This window comes from Sideroxyarcus emersonii (genome assembly GCF_021654335.1).
GTDB lineage: Bacteria > Pseudomonadota > Gammaproteobacteria > Burkholderiales > Gallionellaceae > Sideroxyarcus > Sideroxyarcus emersonii.
In genome coordinates, this window is sequence record NZ_AP023423.1 from 2,064,823 (window position 1) to 2,078,227 (window position 13,405).

Consider the following 13,405-nt stretch of genomic DNA (forward strand, 5'->3'; position numbering starts at 1 on the left):
GGAAGAATTGATAGAATGCCGCGTCTTTCGCAACGGGGGAGGCTGTAGCGACGGATATGAAACAACTCTGACACTCCCTAAACTCATCTCATATTGAAGGAAATAAAATGAAATTCTCTGCTCTGATCGCCGCCCTGCTGGCTCTGTCTCTGTCTGCTTGTGGCAAGGAAGCCGCTGCTCCTGCCGCTCCCGCTGCTGCTCCGGCCGCTGCCGCTCCTGCTGCTGAAGCCGCTTCTGCTCCTGCTGCCGCTCCTGCTGCTTCCGAGCCAGCCGCTGCTGCTCCGGCCGCGAAGTAACAAGCCGAACACGCTTGATAAAAAAAGCCGGCGCAAGCCGGCTTTTTGTTTTCCTTTCCCACCGGACTCAGACGATCTCGCACCAGTCCAGCCCCTGCTCCTGACTTGCCACGGCAATCTCGCCCGGCGTGCAACCAAGCACTCCGCTCAGCGCCGTCACCGCCAATTCGACTGCATTATTCTTGCGGCTCAGGTGCGCTGCGACGATGTGCTGCAGGCGGCTGTTGTCCAGGCGCCCCAGCAATGCTGCGGCATCGTCGTTGTTGAGGTGGCCGAAGCGGCCGCCCACGCGCTGCTTCAGGCTGTAGGGATAATCCCCCTCGGCCAGCATGGCTGCATCGTGATTGCACTCCAGCACCAGCGCATGGCAACCGCTCAGCGTCGTTTCGATATGCGGCGTCGTGCTGCCGACATCGGTCAGCACGCCCAGCCTGCGGGCGCCGTCGCTGAACACATATTGCACCGGCTCCGCCGCATCATGCGGCACCGGATAGGGCTGCACCTGCACATCGCCGATGGCGAATTGCAGGTGCGGACTGATCTCGGTCACGGACAGGCCGGAGAATGCCTGTCCTTGCGTGCGCAAAGTACCGTGGGTAAGCCAGACGGGAAGGTCGAATTTGCGTGCCAGCCTGGCGACACCGGAGATGTGGTCGCCGTGCTCGTGCGTGACCACGATGCCGTCCAGCTGTTCGGCCTGCAAATCGAGCCGTTCCAGCCGGGCAACCGTCTCGCTCAGGGAGAAACCGCAGTCGAGCAGGACGCGCGTCTGGCCGGCTTGCACCACGAGGGCATTGCCCTCGCTGCCGCTACCGAGCAGGGCGAACCGCATCCCCGCGGGAAGGGCGGCTTGCGTCGCCGCCATTGTTCTTGTCCAGGTTCTGGAATATGGTTTCTACGAGTTGCGTCGTTTCTGCGCTGCTCTTCCCGCTCTGGTCGACCACCGTGACTTCGCTGCCTTCGGCGTTCTCGCGCACGACGACCTGGTAGTCGGCTTGCTTCTTCTTGTCATCCTTGCCGGAAACGGCGGCAACGAAGTAGATACCCTTGCTCCGGTCCTTGTCCGTTGTGGCGAGTCGTGCATGATCCAGCGCCAGGCCAACCCGGCGCCAGCTGCGATCGAACGGCTCACCCAGCTGGATGCTCTTGGTGCCGTTGCCTTCCTTCAAGCTGGCTGTTGGCGCGACGGCTGCCGGCGCCGGGTTGGCCGCTGCGGGGGCGCTTGCCGCAAGCGTGGCCGCCGCAGCAGGCGCACTGGCAGTCCCCACGCACGGCTGCTCCATCTTCTTCTGTGCATATTCGGAATAGCTGGCAACCTTCGTTCCGTCAGAGCCTGGAATTACATAGCGCTGTTCGGTTTCGGGAACTGTCAGGTCGGGCGGCACTTCCAGCGGCGGAAGCTGCACTGCGCCCGCCTTGTAGTCCACCGGCTTCTGTTCGAACACGCTGCATCCGGCGAACATGGATGCGGCGAAGAACCCTAATACGACATGCCTTAACTTCATGTTTTTCCCTATCATATGACACCGGCCTGGCGCATGGCCGCCTCCACCACCGGCTGCGCTGCCGCGGTAAGCGGGGTCAGCGGCAGGCGCAGGACATTCTTCATCTTGCCCAGACGCGCCACCGCCCATTTCACCGGAATCGGGTTGGGCTCGACGAACAACTGGCGATGCAAGCCGAGCAGGCGGAAATTGATCTCGCGCGCCTTGGCCACCTCGCCATTCAATGCCGCCATGCACATCTCATGCATCAGCCTGGGCGCGACGTTGGCGGTCACGGAAATGGTGCCGTGCGCCCCCAGCAGCATCAGGGCCAGCGTGCTCGCATCGTCACCGCTATAGATGGCGAAATCCTTGGGAGCGCGCTGCAGCAGGTCGCTGCCGCGATCGATACCGCCTGTCGCATCCTTGATGCCGACGATGTTCCTGATCTGCGCCAGGCGCAGCACGGTGTCGTTGCCCAGGTCGGCGCCGGTACGCCCCGGCACGTTGTACAGGATGTGCGGCATGTCCACCGCTTCGGCGATGGCCTTGAAGTGCTGGTACAGGCCTTCCTGCGTAGGCTTGTTGTAGTAAGGCACCACGGTCAGAGACGCATCGGCGCCCGCTTTTTTCGAGAAGGTGGCCAGTTCGATGGCTTCCTTGGTGGAGTTCGCCCCCGTGCCTGCAATGACGGGGATGCGCCCGGCCGAGTGTTTCACCGCTTCGGCGATGAGCAATTCGTGCTCCTCCACGTCGACAGTGGGGGATTCGCCGGTCGTGCCGACCACCACGATGGCATCGGTACCTTCGGCGATGTGAAAATCGATCAACGCGCGGAAGGCCGCCATGTCCAGGCTGCCATCCTCTTGCATCGGCGTGACGATCGCTACGAGACTTCCCTTGATCATGTTCGCTTGCCACAAAAATAAAGGCTGCATTCTACCTCAATCCCCCCGCCTTACGCGACAAGAGCCGCGCCCCTGTGGAATAATGCAAGCAACTGGAATCCATTCGACCATGTCATCACTCACCCTGGCCCACCTGCAACCCGGCGATGCCGCCACCATCGTCTCCATCCAAGCCGAAGAAGCACTGCACCAGCGCCTTCAGGCCCTGGGTTTCCGCAGTGGCAAACATCTTGAGCTGATCCGCAAGGCCAGCTTTTCCGGGCCGCTGCAAGTGCGCATCGGCACCACCGACATCCTGCTGCGCCGCAATGAGGCGGCGAAAATCACGGTGTGCCGCGCATGAAACGCATCGCGCTGCTGGGCATGCCCAATACCGGCAAGTCGACCCTGTTCAACCGCATGACCGGCGGCGCAGCGCGGGTCGGCAACTGGCCGGGCATCACGGTCGAGCTGCTCAGCGGGCGCATCCTGCTGGGCGGCGACATGGTGGAGATCATCGACCTGCCGGGCATCTATGACCTGCACGGCTTTTCCGACGACGAGCAGGTGGTGCGCCACTTCCTGCACGACAACGTGCCCGACCTCGCGCTGGTCATCCTCAATGCGACGCAGATCGAGCGCCAGATGAGCCTGCTGCTGCAACTGAAGCAGCTCGACATGAACATCGTGGTGTTGCTCAACATGGCGGACGAGGCGAAAAAATACGGCATCACCATTGACAGCAGAAAGATGACCGAGATGCTGGGCATCCCGATCTTCCTGCTCAGCGGGAAATACGGCACCGGCTACCAGGAAGCGCTGCAGGCCATCACCAAGGCATTGCGTTATCCCACCCCCGGCATGGCGGAAGAGCTGCGCAGCCAGCTGGAACAGGACGAACACCTCGAAGCGGAGATGGCCCGCGTGCTGCAGCACGCCGTGCAGGTTCCGGCACAACTGCCGGAGAATCTTTCGGACAGGCTCGACCGCCTGATGCTGCATCCATGGCTGGGACTGCCCATCTTCTTCGGCATCATGTACCTGCTGTTCCAGGGCATCTTCCTGCTCGGCCAACCGCTGCAGGCGGGGGTTGGCGACCTGCTCGGCTGGTTCCGCACCGCCGCGCTCGATCCCATGCTATCCGGCCTGCCCGCCTGGCTATCCGGCCTGTTGCTGGATGGCATCTATAACGGTGTCGCAACGGTGGCCGCCTTTGTGCCCATCATCATCCTGTTCTTCCTGTTCATGGCGATGGTGGAAGACAGCGGCTACCTGTCGCGCGCCGCCTTCCTGATGGATGCGTTGATGGCGAAGATGGGACTGGACGGACGCGGCTTCGTCATGCTGCTGATGGGTTTTGGCTGCAACGTGCCTGCGCTGATGGGCACACGCGTGATGCGCTCGCGCAGCCTGCGCCTGCTCACCATGCTGGTGATCCCGTTCTCGCTGTGTTCGGCTCGCCTGCAGGTGTTCGTCTTCATCACCGCCGCACTGTTCTCGCCCAAGGCCGCACCGGTGGTACTGTTCAGCCTGTATCTGTTCAGCTTTGCGACGGCCATCCTGACCGCAGTGCTGTTCAAGAAAAGTTTCCAGAGCAACGAGCCCTTCGTGCTGGAACTGCCGCCCTATCGATTTCCAACCGTGCGCCAGATGCTGCTGCGCGGCTGGCTGGAAGTGAAGCATTTCTTGCGCCGCGCCACGCAGTTCATCATCGCGGGAGTGGTGCTGGTTTGGCTGCTAACCCACCTGCCGCCTTCCGCCGCCCCCGCCAGTGCCGGCACGCTGGCCGGGATGATAGGCGGCGTGCTGCACCCCATCTTTACGCCTGTCGGCATCAACGACCAGCTCACCATCGCGCTGATCTTCGGTTTCGTGGCGAAAGAGATCGTTATCGGTTCGCTGTCGGTGATCTACGGTTTGAGCGGGGACGCGCTGGGCGGCGCATTGGGGCAACAGCTGGATTGGGTGCAGGCTTACAGCTTCATGCTGTTCACGCTGATCTATACGCCATGTCTCTCTGCCGTCGCCACCTTGCGCAGCGAATCCAAAGATACGCGTTACACGCTGTTCGTTCTCGCATGGTCGCTGGTGCTGGCATGGACTGTCAGCTTCATTTTCTATCAGGGAGCGCGCGCGCTGGGTTATTGAGCACGCGTCAAACGGGATCTACGGCTGTTTCCAGGCCTGATCGAGCAGCTCTTGTGCTCTTGTGTATTTCGCCCTGGCCTCGTCCAGGCTCTTTTTCGAGGCTTCCGCTTTCTGGCGGTCTTCGGCCAGACGCTTCTGTGCTTCCGCCAGGCGCTCCTCGGAGTCGGCCACCCGCCTCAGATTATCCTTGTGTTCGGCTTCGGCCTTGTCCAGGTTGCCGCGTGCGTATTCCACACCGACTTGCTGCGCCGAGACATCCTTGGCCTGAGCCCAGGATGTCATCGAAAGCAATACCGCGAAAACCAGATATCGCTTCAGCATGGCGTCAGTTCATTCATCAGAACGAGAGTTGCACGCCGACGACCGGCCCGTTGATCGGGGTCACATCGACATTGGTTGTCTTCATGGTGAACTGCACCCTGCGATATCCGGCATAGACTTGCACCTGAGGAGAGACCGAGAACTCGGCACGTGCACCGTATTGCTGATACTGCTTGGCATCCCCGAAGGTCGTGATGTCCGGCCCGAAGTAGAACTCGCCAGCGAAGGCGACACGGCGCTCGACCGGCAGTTCATAGCGAACCTGCGCACCCAGGGCAACCGCAGAGGCGTTCGTCCTGGTCGGCGTTTCCCTCATCGTGGCAACAACAGCCTTGGCGCCGACGCCGATGGTCAGTCCAGGCACTTTCAGTTCGTCATTCGCCACCAGCAGCCCTACACCACCGACCAGGCTGTTGAGATTGTTGTACATCAACTCGCCATACATCTCGGATTTGCCGGCAATTCCGCTGGGGACGCCATATTTGAACTGCGCCGTCGAATTGCTCAAACCGGCGTCCAGCGTATCCGCCGCCGCCAGAGTAGTCACAGACATCAAAGAAACTGCCACGATTTTGCGCAACATAGTTTTCACTCCTGAACGATTACAACAAAATGATTCGATTTTGGCGGAGGCGGTGAGATTCGAACTCACGAACGACTCGCATCGTTGCCAGTTTTCAAGACTGGTGCATTCAACCGCTCTGCCACACCTCCAAAATCCACAAGGTGCCGACCTACGGTTCTGTTTTCACTCGAAAGTTCCCCTGAACCACGAACAGCCTGCACGCAATGCCGCGCATGATACCTGAAATACCCTGCATCCCCAACGAGCATGGTTGCAACTTTTACACCGCTTCTGTAGTCTCACGCCCGCTGCGGGGGATATTGCCCATTACCGCTGGAACAGACTCGTTTTCTTAGGAGGAAAATATGCAATACGAAACCACTTCCGTGACACAAGGCACGACGCTTGCCGCCGAACAAAACAAGGTTCTGCGCAACACCTACCTGATGCTCGCACTGACCATGATCCCGACGATCATCGGCGCTTTCGTCGGCACCTCGATCAATTTCTCTTTCATGGCGCAACACCCGATCATGTCCTCGCTGCTGATGTTCGGCGCGATGATGGGGCTGCTGTTCGCCGTGACAGCCCTGCGCAATAGCGTATGGGGCATCGTCGCCCTGCTCGGCTTCACTTTCGTGGCGGGCGTCTTCCTCGGCCCCATCCTGCAAGTTGCGCTGCACCTGAAGAATGGCGCCCAGCTGGTCGGCATGGCCGCCGGCGGAACCAGCATCATCTTCTTCTCGCTGGCCACCATCGCCACGACGACCAAGCGCGATTTCAGCTTCCTGGGCAAATTCCTGTTCATCGGCGTGATCCTGCTGATCGTCGCCTCGCTGGCCAACATGTTCTTCCAGATCCCGGCGCTCAGCCTGACCATCTCCGCCATCGCCGTGATGATCTTCTCCGCTTACATCCTGTTCGACGTGAGCCAGATCGTGCACGGCGGAGAAACCAACTACGTGATGGCCACGCTGGCCCTGTATCTGGACATCTACAACCTGTTCGTCAACCTGCTCAGCCTGCTGATGGCATTCAGCGGCGAGCGCGAATAGGCGAAAATGTCCCTGGAATAAAAAAGGCGGCGCAAGCCGCCTTTTTACTGCACACCGGAACTGGAACGATGGAACTGGAATCTTTTTTGCAACGCCTGAGCACCGCCCCCGAGAACGTCACATTCGATGAAACGATGGCCATCATCGATGCGCATTACGACTTCATCCCGACTGCTTTCAGGAACGGCCAGCTGAACAACGCGGCCGGACAGAACAACGGTTCATGCAAGCTGTTCTCGTTCGCCCGCCTGCACGGCCTGCCGCAACAGCAGACTTTGCACTGCTTCGGCAAATATTACCGCGATGACGTGCTCAAGCATCCGGACGGCAGCGATCACCAGAACATCCGCAATTTCATCAAGACCGGCTGGGCCGGGATCGAATTCGGCGGCGACGCGCTGACACCGAAGAAATCCTGACCGGATTCGCTATTTGGGTTTGCGCTGCTCAGGTTTCACGCGCGGTGCCAGCAGTTCGTCGCCGTCGTCCGCATCCAGCTCTTCGCCTTTCGCATTCGTCAGCGGCTGTTCGTAATCACTCCAGCCGCGCACGCCGGTCTTGAGCGAAACCACATTGGTGTAACCCATCCGCTGCAGCATATCGGCGGCCAGCACCGAACGCTTGCCGGAACGGCAGATGACCACGATCTCCCGCTCGCGTCCGTTCGCCAGCTCCGGCACCGTCTCGTCGTAGTCCCACTCGCAGGACTGCTCCAGCACGCCGCGCGGCACATTGATCGAGCCGGGAATGCGCAACAGGTCGAATTCGGACGGTTCGCGCACGTCGAGCAGGATCGGTCTGCTGCCTGCCGCCAGCGCCCTGCTCAGGTCCCACGGCATGATCTCTTTTACGCGCGTGAGCGCCTCGGCAACCAGATCGTCGTATCGCTCCATCCCCAGCCCCCTTCCCGCTATTCCAGAGCAAACACCGCGATCGACTCCACATGCGAAGTCTGCGGAAACATGTTCATCACGCCGGCCGACTTGAGCTTGTAGCCTTTCACATGCACCAGCACCTCGGCATCGCGCGCCAGCGTGGCAGGATTGCACGAGACATAGACGATGCGCCCGGGAGCAGTTTCGTCGCTGATGGACTTCATCAGCTCGATTGCACCATCGCGAGGCGGATCGACCAGCCACTTGTCGAAACGGCCTGACTTCGCCAGAACGGCTTCATCCATCTCGAACAGGTTCATCATCTGGAATGTCGTATTGGCGGCAAGGCCGTTGTATTCTGCATTCTGCCTGGCTCGCTTCACCAATGCATCGCTGCCCTCCACACCCAGCACTTGCGCACCGCTACGCGCGATGGGCAAGGTGAAGTTGCCCAGTCCGCAGAAGAAATCAGCGATGCGTTCACCGGCTTGCGGCGCCAGCAGGCGCATTGCGCGACTGATCATCAGGCGGTTCATGTCGCTGTTCACCTGGGTAAACTCGGTTGGCGCAAACGGCATGGTGATGCCGAATTCCGGCAGGCTGTAGCTCAGCTTCGGCGCGTCCAGCGGGTAGAACGGGGCAACCGTTTCCGGCCCCTTGGTCTGCGTCCAGAACTGCACGCTGTGCTTGTCGGCAAACTCCCTGATCAGCACTTCATCCGAGGGCGAGAGCGCAGCAAGGATGCGCAGCACCAGCACATCGACGAACTCGCCGACCGCCACTTCGATCTGCGGGATGATGTCGCGTGCGGTGAATTTCTCGTTCAGCTCGCCCAGCAGCGGCAGCAGGCTGGCGATCTTCGGCGTGAGTATCTCGCAGTGCTGCATATCGGCCACATACTTGCCGTTCTGCTCACGAAAGCCAACCAGGGTCTTGTCCTTCTTCAGCACATGCCGCACTGACAGCCGCGCACGCTGGCGATAGCCCCAGGGCTGGCCGTAGATGGGCGGCAGTACGACTTCTGGCCTGACCTTGCCGATGCGCTGCAGATTGTCTTCCAGCACACGCTGCTTGACGGCCACTTGCGCACGCGCATCCAGATGCTGCATGGAGCAGCCGCCGCACACACCGAAGACCGGACACTTCGGCTGCACGCGCATGAACGACTGTTTCAGGATCTGCCCGACCTTTGCCTGTTCGTAGTTGTTTTTTTTGCGGTATGAGGAATAGGTGACCAGTTCGCCGGTCAGCGCACCTTCGATGAAGATCACCTTCCCATCGGCATGGGCGATGCCGCGACCTTCGTGGTCGAGCGATTCAATGATTACGGGATTCATACGGATTTCTTTTCAGGCCACTGCGCCAGGAATTCCTTCCAGTGCGTTTCATCGGATTTACCTAACGTGTCGCGCACCAGGTCCAGCTCCTGCTCGTAGCGCGCCTTGGTGAATTGCCCGCGCATCAGCTGGAAGCGCGCGAACACCAGATACGTGTTGACCACGTCGGTCTCGCAGTAGTTGCGGATCTCCACCAGCCTGCCCTGCTGGTAGGCTTCCCACACCTTGCTGCCGTCCATGCCCAGCTTGCCGGGAAAGCCGATCAGCTTGGCCAGTTCGTCCAGCGGCGCATTGGCGCGGCCGGTATACATCGCCAGCAAGTCCATCAGGTCGAGATGGCGCGAATGATAGCGGCTGATGTAGTTGTTCCACTTGAAGTCCTTGTCGTCCTCGCCCTGATCCCAGTAACGCGGCGACTGGATGCCGTGGATGAGGCCGCGATAGTGCAACACCGGCAGGTCGAAGCCGCCGCCGTTCCAGCTCACCAGTTGCGGCGTATATTTCTCGATGCCGTCGAAGAAACGCTTGATCAGACTGCCCTCGTCCTCATCCGGCTCGCCCAGTGTCCATACCTTGAAGTTGTCGCCTTCGCGCAGCACGCAGGAGATTGCCGCAACGCGCTGCAGATGATGCGGCAGAAAATCGCTGCCGGTCTTCTGGCGGCGCATCTGGAACGCCATCTCCGCCACTTCGGCGTCAGCCACCGCATGGTCGAGTTCATACAGCGCACGCAGCCCGGCGATGTCGGGGATGGTTTCGATGTCAAAAACCAGGGTCGGATTCATGGCAGGCATTCAAAATAACAGAGGGGTGATTTTAGCAAACCCCGGCCGTGAACCGCAGACGAATTGCCCGCGGAAACTGCATTTGACCCGTCCCGCCGACGCGGGCGGGGTGAGGAAACGCGCTACTTGTACTTGCGGATCAGGCCGACCAGCACACCGAATATCTCCAGCGACCCCTGCGGACGGATCACCGGATAGGCCGGATTGGCCGGGCGCAGGATGTATTGGCCGCGTTCCTTGTCCAGCGTCTTCAGGGTGAATTCGTTGTCCACGATGGCGACCACGATGTCGCCGATGCTGGCGATGTTGCGCTTCTCGACCACGGCGATGTCGCCATTGTGAATGCCCGCATCGATCATCGAATCGCCTTTCACCGGCACCAGCGTGGTGGTGGATGGCTTTTCGATCAGCATCTCGTCGATGACGAAATAATCGCCCTGCGTCGCACTCACGGTGACCGGCATCCCGGCCGGAACGGAAGATTCGGCCAAGGGACGCGCGAAGAAATCGCGCGTCGGGATCAGCATGGCATCCGGCGTGCGCTCCAGGAAGCCCGCCTTCACCAGCCTATCTAGGATCGCCTTGACCCAGGATTTTGAGGCGATGCCGAACACCTCGCACAGCGCGGCATAAGAAGGGATACTCTTCCAAGAAGCGTAGTAATCCTGCAATTTGGCCAGATACTCCGCATCTCTGGCGCTTGGATCTGAATCGGACATGGCACCCCCGGCAAGAACGAACGTTCTCGCATCCTAAAGAACGAACGTTCTGATGTCAATACATCCAGGCGCACGGGCGAACCGGACAGAATGGATGCAGCCTGCGCGGCATCGCTTGCTAGAATGCCGCGCATTCCACGGAGACGATCCCTTGCAAAGATTCAAACGCCTGCTACTCATGCCGCTCACATGGCTCGCCGCCATCGTTTTCCTGATCGAAGAAGCCATCTGGGACTGGACTGCGGCGCTCATGGCCAGACTGGGGGCCATCCGTTTCATCCATGCAGTCGAAGCACGCATCGCGGCACTCCCGTCGCGCTGGGCACTGTTCGCATTCCTGTTGCCCTCTGTCACCCTGATCCCGGCCAAGCTGATCGGCCTGCACGCGATCGCTGCGGGACACTGGCTCATTGGCAGCGGCGTCTTCCTGCTGGCCAAACTGCTCGGCATGGCGCTGTTCTCGCGCATCTTCAACCTCACCCGGCCGGCGCTGATGCAACTCGCCTGGTTCGCCCGCCTGTATGCAGCCGTGATGCATTACCGCAACCGGATCCACGCCTATCTGGACAGCTGGCCCGCCTATCAGCGCATCAAACTGCGCAGCGTTGCGCTGAAGACCTCCTTCAAAGCAGCCTTCCAGCGCAAGGCATGAAAAAGCCCGGCACAAGGCCGGGCTATCCTGCATCCCGATCAGGGAAAAATCACGCGAAGTTCTTCGCCGCGAAATCCCAGTTCACCAGGTGATTGAGGAAGGTCTCGACGAACTTGGGACGCAGGTTGCGGTAGTCGATGTAGTAGGCGTGCTCCCACACATCGACCGTCAACACTGGCTTGCCCTCGCCGCTCTTCAACGGCGTGCCGGCCGCACCGAGGTTGACGATATCGAGCGAACCGTCGGCCTTCTTCACCAGCCAGGTCCAGCCGGAACCGAAGTTGCCCACGGCAGAGGCCTGGAAAGCCTTCTTGAATTCATCCAGCGAACCCCATTTCTTGTTGATGGCCTCAGCCAGCGCACCCGTCGGAGCGCCCCCGCCATTCGGCTTCATGCAGCTCCAGAAGAAGGTGTGGTTGGAAACCTGCGCCGCATTGTTATAGATGCCGCCAGATGATTTCCTGATGATGTCCTCAAGGCTGGCGTTCTCGAATTCCGTACCCTTGATCAGGTTATTCAAGTTGGTGACGTAGGCCTGATGATGCTTGGAGTAGTGGTAATCGAATGTCTCTGCAGACATGTGCGGCACGAGCGCGTCTTTGGCATAAGGCAGCGGGGGCAACTGGTGTTCCATGGCAATCTCCTGATCTATGTTGGTAAAGGAAAAATGGCGTAGCCACTGGCATGCAATATACCATACCTTTATAGTTGGGTATTACATATCCGCACATGCTACAGGGCTTGATGACTTATTAGAACCAGCCAGCGCATCCGGATGTTTTACAATCCACGCCATGAACGACACCAACAAACAGACCGGAGCGGCAAAAACCGCTCGCAACCCCATCAAGATCGTGCCTTTGCAGGAGCGCTTGCGCAAGCCGCAGTGGATACGCGTCAAATCAGGCAGCGGCGCCGGCTATCACGAAGTGAAGCGCATGCTGCGCGAGCACCAGTTGCATACCGTATGCGAAGAGGCCTCCTGCCCCAACATCGGAGAATGTTTCGGCAAAGGCACCGCCAGCTTCATGATTCTGGGTGACATCTGCACCCGCCGTTGCCCCTTCTGCGACGTGGCGCACGGCAAACCGCTGCCGCCCGATGCCAATGAGCCCGGCAACCTGGCCCATTCCATCGGCTTGCTCAAACTCCGGTACGTTGTCATCACCAGCGTCGACAGGGATGACCTGCGCGATGGTGGCGCGCAACATTTTGCCGCATGCCTGCGCGCCATCCGCTCATCGTCGCCCGGCACCAAACTGGAAACGCTGGTGCCTGATTTCCGCGGACGCCTGGATATCGCCCTGGATGCCCTCGCCAGCGAATTGCCCGACGTGCTGAACCACAATCTGGAAACCGTGCCGCGCCTGTATCCTCTGGCACGCCCCGGGGCGGACTATGCACACTCGCTCAAGCTGCTCAAGCAATTCAAGGCGCGCTTCCCGCAGGTGATGACCAAATCCGGGCTGATGCTCGGTCTGGGCGAGACCGATGAAGAAGTGCTGCAAGTCATGCGCGACCTGCGCGAGCACGATGTCGAGATGCTCACGCTGGGCCAATACCTGCAACCTTCCGATGGACACCTGCCGGTGTTGCGTTATGTGCCGCCGGAAACGTTCGCGATGTTCGAGGATGCGGCAAAAAAAATGGGGTTTTCGCATGCCGCCTGCGCACCGATGGTCCGCAGCAGCTATTTCGCCGACATACAAGCGGAGCAGGCCGGCGTGTAACTAACCGGCAGAAAAGCAAACGGGCGCAGCCTTCTGGCTGCGCCCGTTTTTTATGCCTGCAATGAGTCGTCAGGCTTTGACGTTAATGATCGCCCCTATCGCCTGCCCATTGGTGTTGACGGTGGGCTGAAGCTGCTTGCTGGCAGCGGCGGCGGCAGCCTTTCTGCTGTCGTCGTTGTCTTTGTCGTTCTCCACCTCGGTTGCGCGTTCAGCCTGCGTTTGCGGCTGCGGCTGCACCTGCGACACATAAGTATAATTACTTCCAGAATTCAATGAGTTGACTGCCATACCAACCTCCTTTATCACCACCTCGGACAGGATTACCGCTGTCTGCTGTTTTGTTTATCGGCAAGAACGGCGACAACTTTAGTGGTTTTTTTGAAATTTTTAAAGATGCGAGGAAATCGATGCCGGCCGCAATCGCTGTGCCGGCGGTGCGCGGCAAGATTGCGGCAGCCGACATCTGCCGCGATAATGCCCGGACCGGAATATTGCCACGGCACCACTTGCAAACATCAGCTCCCCATCCACTCAATTCACCGTCACCCTCA

At 59.9% G+C, this 13,405-nt stretch carries 19 protein-coding genes and 1 tRNA gene; 7 read left to right on the top strand and 13 right to left on the bottom strand.

The features are described 5' to 3' along the window. Positions 1 to 107 precede the first annotated feature (107 nt). A complete protein-coding gene (locus tag L6418_RS09940) occupies positions 108 to 296 on the top strand; it encodes a hypothetical protein (RefSeq protein ID WP_237246766.1) in 189 nt (62 codons plus the stop codon). A gap of 67 nt (positions 297 to 363) precedes the next feature. On the opposite strand, the gene L6418_RS09945 is transcribed toward L6418_RS09940, so the two are convergent. From L6418_RS09945 to dapA, 3 genes are read right to left on the bottom strand one after another with little or no spacing between them, the layout of a single operon-like run. Then, a complete protein-coding gene (locus L6418_RS09945) occupies positions 364 to 1,128 on the bottom strand; it encodes an MBL fold metallo-hydrolase (protein WP_237246767.1) in 765 nt (254 codons plus the stop codon). Further along, positions 1,106 to 1,801 carry an outer membrane protein assembly factor BamC gene (bamC, locus tag L6418_RS09950; RefSeq protein ID WP_237246768.1) on the bottom strand — a complete coding sequence of 232 codons (696 nt, stop codon included), beginning with the start codon at positions 1,799 to 1,801 and terminating at the stop codon, positions 1,106 to 1,108. Before bamC ends, L6418_RS09945 begins: the two co-directional genes overlap by 23 nt. Before the next feature lie 11 nt (positions 1,802 to 1,812). Continuing rightward, complete coding sequence (dapA, locus tag L6418_RS09955; RefSeq protein ID WP_237246769.1) at positions 1,813 to 2,688, bottom strand: 4-hydroxy-tetrahydrodipicolinate synthase; 876 nt, start codon at positions 2,686 to 2,688, stop codon at positions 1,813 to 1,815. 109 nt (positions 2,689 to 2,797) lie between these two features. Here dapA and L6418_RS09960 point away from each other — a divergent pair, with 109 nt between their 5' ends. Both L6418_RS09960 and feoB read left to right on the top strand, forming a co-directional pair. Continuing rightward, a complete protein-coding gene (locus tag L6418_RS09960; RefSeq protein WP_237246770.1) occupies positions 2,798 to 3,031 on the top strand; it encodes a FeoA family protein in 234 nt (77 codons plus the stop codon). Then, positions 3,028 to 4,815: a ferrous iron transport protein B gene (gene feoB / locus L6418_RS09965; protein ID WP_237246771.1), complete on the top strand. Its 1,788-nt coding sequence runs from the start codon at positions 3,028 to 3,030 to the stop codon at positions 4,813 to 4,815. The genes L6418_RS09960 and feoB overlap by 4 nt, the downstream gene beginning before the upstream one ends. An 18-nt stretch (positions 4,816 to 4,833) precedes the next feature. On the opposite strand, the gene L6418_RS09970 is transcribed toward feoB, so the two are convergent. The 3 genes from L6418_RS09970 to L6418_RS09980 form a co-directional block, all read right to left on the bottom strand. Then, positions 4,834 to 5,136: a hypothetical protein gene (locus tag L6418_RS09970; protein WP_237246772.1), complete on the bottom strand. Its 303-nt coding sequence runs from the start codon at positions 5,134 to 5,136 to the stop codon at positions 4,834 to 4,836. 16 nt (positions 5,137 to 5,152) lie between these two features. Then, a complete protein-coding gene (locus L6418_RS09975) occupies positions 5,153 to 5,689 on the bottom strand; it encodes a YfaZ family outer membrane protein (RefSeq protein ID WP_237246773.1) in 537 nt (178 codons plus the stop codon). Between the two features lie 71 nt (positions 5,690 to 5,760). After that, a tRNA-Ser gene (locus tag L6418_RS09980) sits at positions 5,761 to 5,850 on the bottom strand. Between the two features lie 216 nt (positions 5,851 to 6,066). On the opposite strand from L6418_RS09980, the gene L6418_RS09985 reads away from it, so the two are divergent. Next, positions 6,067 to 6,756: a Bax inhibitor-1/YccA family protein gene (locus L6418_RS09985; RefSeq protein ID WP_237246774.1), complete on the top strand. Its 690-nt coding sequence runs from the start codon at positions 6,067 to 6,069 to the stop codon at positions 6,754 to 6,756. Between the two features lie 68 nt (positions 6,757 to 6,824). Continuing rightward, entirely contained in the window at positions 6,825 to 7,175 is a 351-nt protein-coding gene (locus L6418_RS09990) for a HopJ type III effector protein (RefSeq protein WP_237246775.1), read from the top strand. Between the two features lie 9 nt (positions 7,176 to 7,184). Here L6418_RS09990 and L6418_RS09995 read toward each other — a convergent pair whose 3' ends face one another. The 4 genes from L6418_RS09995 to L6418_RS10010 all read right to left on the bottom strand — a co-directional run bounded on the left by L6418_RS09995 (position 7,185) and on the right by L6418_RS10010 (position 10,472). Further along, positions 7,185 to 7,649 (bottom strand): rhodanese-like domain-containing protein, encoded by a 465-nt coding sequence (locus L6418_RS09995; protein WP_237246776.1) that lies wholly within the window; start codon positions 7,647 to 7,649, stop codon positions 7,185 to 7,187. A 17-nt stretch (positions 7,650 to 7,666) separates the two neighbouring features. Then, positions 7,667 to 8,968: a 23S rRNA (uracil(1939)-C(5))-methyltransferase RlmD gene (gene rlmD / locus L6418_RS10000; protein ID WP_237246777.1), complete on the bottom strand. Its 1,302-nt coding sequence runs from the start codon at positions 8,966 to 8,968 to the stop codon at positions 7,667 to 7,669. Beyond that, the gene (locus L6418_RS10005) at positions 8,965 to 9,753 is read right to left on the bottom strand and encodes a 3'-5' exonuclease (RefSeq protein ID WP_237246778.1); all 789 of its coding nucleotides are present in this window, start codon (positions 9,751 to 9,753) and stop codon (positions 8,965 to 8,967) included. Before L6418_RS10005 ends, rlmD begins: the two co-directional genes overlap by 4 nt. Positions 9,754 to 9,875: 122 nt before the next feature. Further along, on the bottom strand, positions 9,876 to 10,472 hold the full coding sequence (locus L6418_RS10010) for a LexA family transcriptional regulator (protein ID WP_237246779.1): 597 nt from the start codon (positions 10,470 to 10,472) through the stop codon (positions 9,876 to 9,878). 151 nt (positions 10,473 to 10,623) lie between these two features. On the opposite strand from L6418_RS10010, the gene L6418_RS10015 reads away from it, so the two are divergent. Next, positions 10,624 to 11,124: a hypothetical protein gene (locus tag L6418_RS10015; protein WP_237246780.1), complete on the top strand. Its 501-nt coding sequence runs from the start codon at positions 10,624 to 10,626 to the stop codon at positions 11,122 to 11,124. 49 nt (positions 11,125 to 11,173) lie between these two features. Here the strand turns inward: L6418_RS10015 and L6418_RS10020 are convergent, their stop codons facing one another. Further along, positions 11,174 to 11,758, bottom strand: coding sequence for a superoxide dismutase (locus L6418_RS10020; RefSeq protein ID WP_237246781.1), 585 nt, complete (start codon positions 11,756 to 11,758; stop codon positions 11,174 to 11,176). 160 nt (positions 11,759 to 11,918) lie between these two features. Here L6418_RS10020 and lipA point away from each other — a divergent pair, with 160 nt between their 5' ends. After that, entirely contained in the window at positions 11,919 to 12,854 is a 936-nt protein-coding gene (lipA, locus tag L6418_RS10025) for a lipoyl synthase (protein ID WP_237246782.1), read from the top strand. Positions 12,855 to 12,923: 69 nt separating this feature from the next. Here the strand turns inward: lipA and L6418_RS10030 are convergent, their stop codons facing one another. Further along, positions 12,924 to 13,142, bottom strand: coding sequence for a hypothetical protein (locus L6418_RS10030; protein ID WP_237246783.1), 219 nt, complete (start codon positions 13,140 to 13,142; stop codon positions 12,924 to 12,926). 32 nt (positions 13,143 to 13,174) lie between these two features. Then, positions 13,175 to 13,366 (bottom strand): hypothetical protein, encoded by a 192-nt coding sequence (locus L6418_RS10035; protein WP_237246784.1) that lies wholly within the window; start codon positions 13,364 to 13,366, stop codon positions 13,175 to 13,177. Positions 13,367 to 13,405: the final 39 nt, after the last annotated feature.

What these genes read in the sequence shown, in the direction of transcription:
- L6418_RS09940 (WP_237246766.1), top strand. Translation starts at nt 108, where the DNA reads ATGAAATTCTCTGCTCTGATCGCCGCCCTGCTGGCTCTGTCTCTGTCT.
- L6418_RS09945 (WP_237246767.1), bottom strand. Translation starts at nt 1,128, where the DNA reads ATGCGGTTCGCCCTGCTCGGTAGCGGCAGCGAGGGCAATGCCCTCGTG.
- bamC (WP_237246768.1), bottom strand. Translation starts at nt 1,801, where the DNA reads ATGAAGTTAAGGCATGTCGTATTAGGGTTCTTCGCCGCATCCATGTTC.
- dapA (WP_237246769.1), bottom strand. Translation starts at nt 2,688, where the DNA reads ATGATCAAGGGAAGTCTCGTAGCGATCGTCACGCCGATGCAAGAGGAT.
- L6418_RS09960 (WP_237246770.1), top strand. Translation starts at nt 2,798, where the DNA reads ATGTCATCACTCACCCTGGCCCACCTGCAACCCGGCGATGCCGCCACC.
- feoB (WP_237246771.1), top strand. Translation starts at nt 3,028, where the DNA reads ATGAAACGCATCGCGCTGCTGGGCATGCCCAATACCGGCAAGTCGACC.
- L6418_RS09970 (WP_237246772.1), bottom strand. Translation starts at nt 5,136, where the DNA reads ATGCTGAAGCGATATCTGGTTTTCGCGGTATTGCTTTCGATGACATCC.
- L6418_RS09975 (WP_237246773.1), bottom strand. Translation starts at nt 5,689, where the DNA reads ATGTCTGTGACTACTCTGGCGGCGGCGGATACGCTGGACGCCGGTTTG.
- L6418_RS09985 (WP_237246774.1), top strand. Translation starts at nt 6,067, where the DNA reads ATGCAATACGAAACCACTTCCGTGACACAAGGCACGACGCTTGCCGCC.
- L6418_RS09990 (WP_237246775.1), top strand. Translation starts at nt 6,825, where the DNA reads ATGGAACTGGAATCTTTTTTGCAACGCCTGAGCACCGCCCCCGAGAAC.
- L6418_RS09995 (WP_237246776.1), bottom strand. Translation starts at nt 7,649, where the DNA reads ATGGAGCGATACGACGATCTGGTTGCCGAGGCGCTCACGCGCGTAAAA.
- rlmD (WP_237246777.1), bottom strand. Translation starts at nt 8,968, where the DNA reads ATGAATCCCGTAATCATTGAATCGCTCGACCACGAAGGTCGCGGCATC.
- L6418_RS10005 (WP_237246778.1), bottom strand. Translation starts at nt 9,753, where the DNA reads ATGAATCCGACCCTGGTTTTTGACATCGAAACCATCCCCGACATCGCC.
- L6418_RS10010 (WP_237246779.1), bottom strand. Translation starts at nt 10,472, where the DNA reads ATGTCCGATTCAGATCCAAGCGCCAGAGATGCGGAGTATCTGGCCAAA.
- L6418_RS10020 (WP_237246781.1), bottom strand. Translation starts at nt 11,758, where the DNA reads ATGGAACACCAGTTGCCCCCGCTGCCTTATGCCAAAGACGCGCTCGTG.
- lipA (WP_237246782.1), top strand. Translation starts at nt 11,919, where the DNA reads ATGAACGACACCAACAAACAGACCGGAGCGGCAAAAACCGCTCGCAAC.
- L6418_RS10030 (WP_237246783.1), bottom strand. Translation starts at nt 13,142, where the DNA reads ATGGCAGTCAACTCATTGAATTCTGGAAGTAATTATACTTATGTGTCG.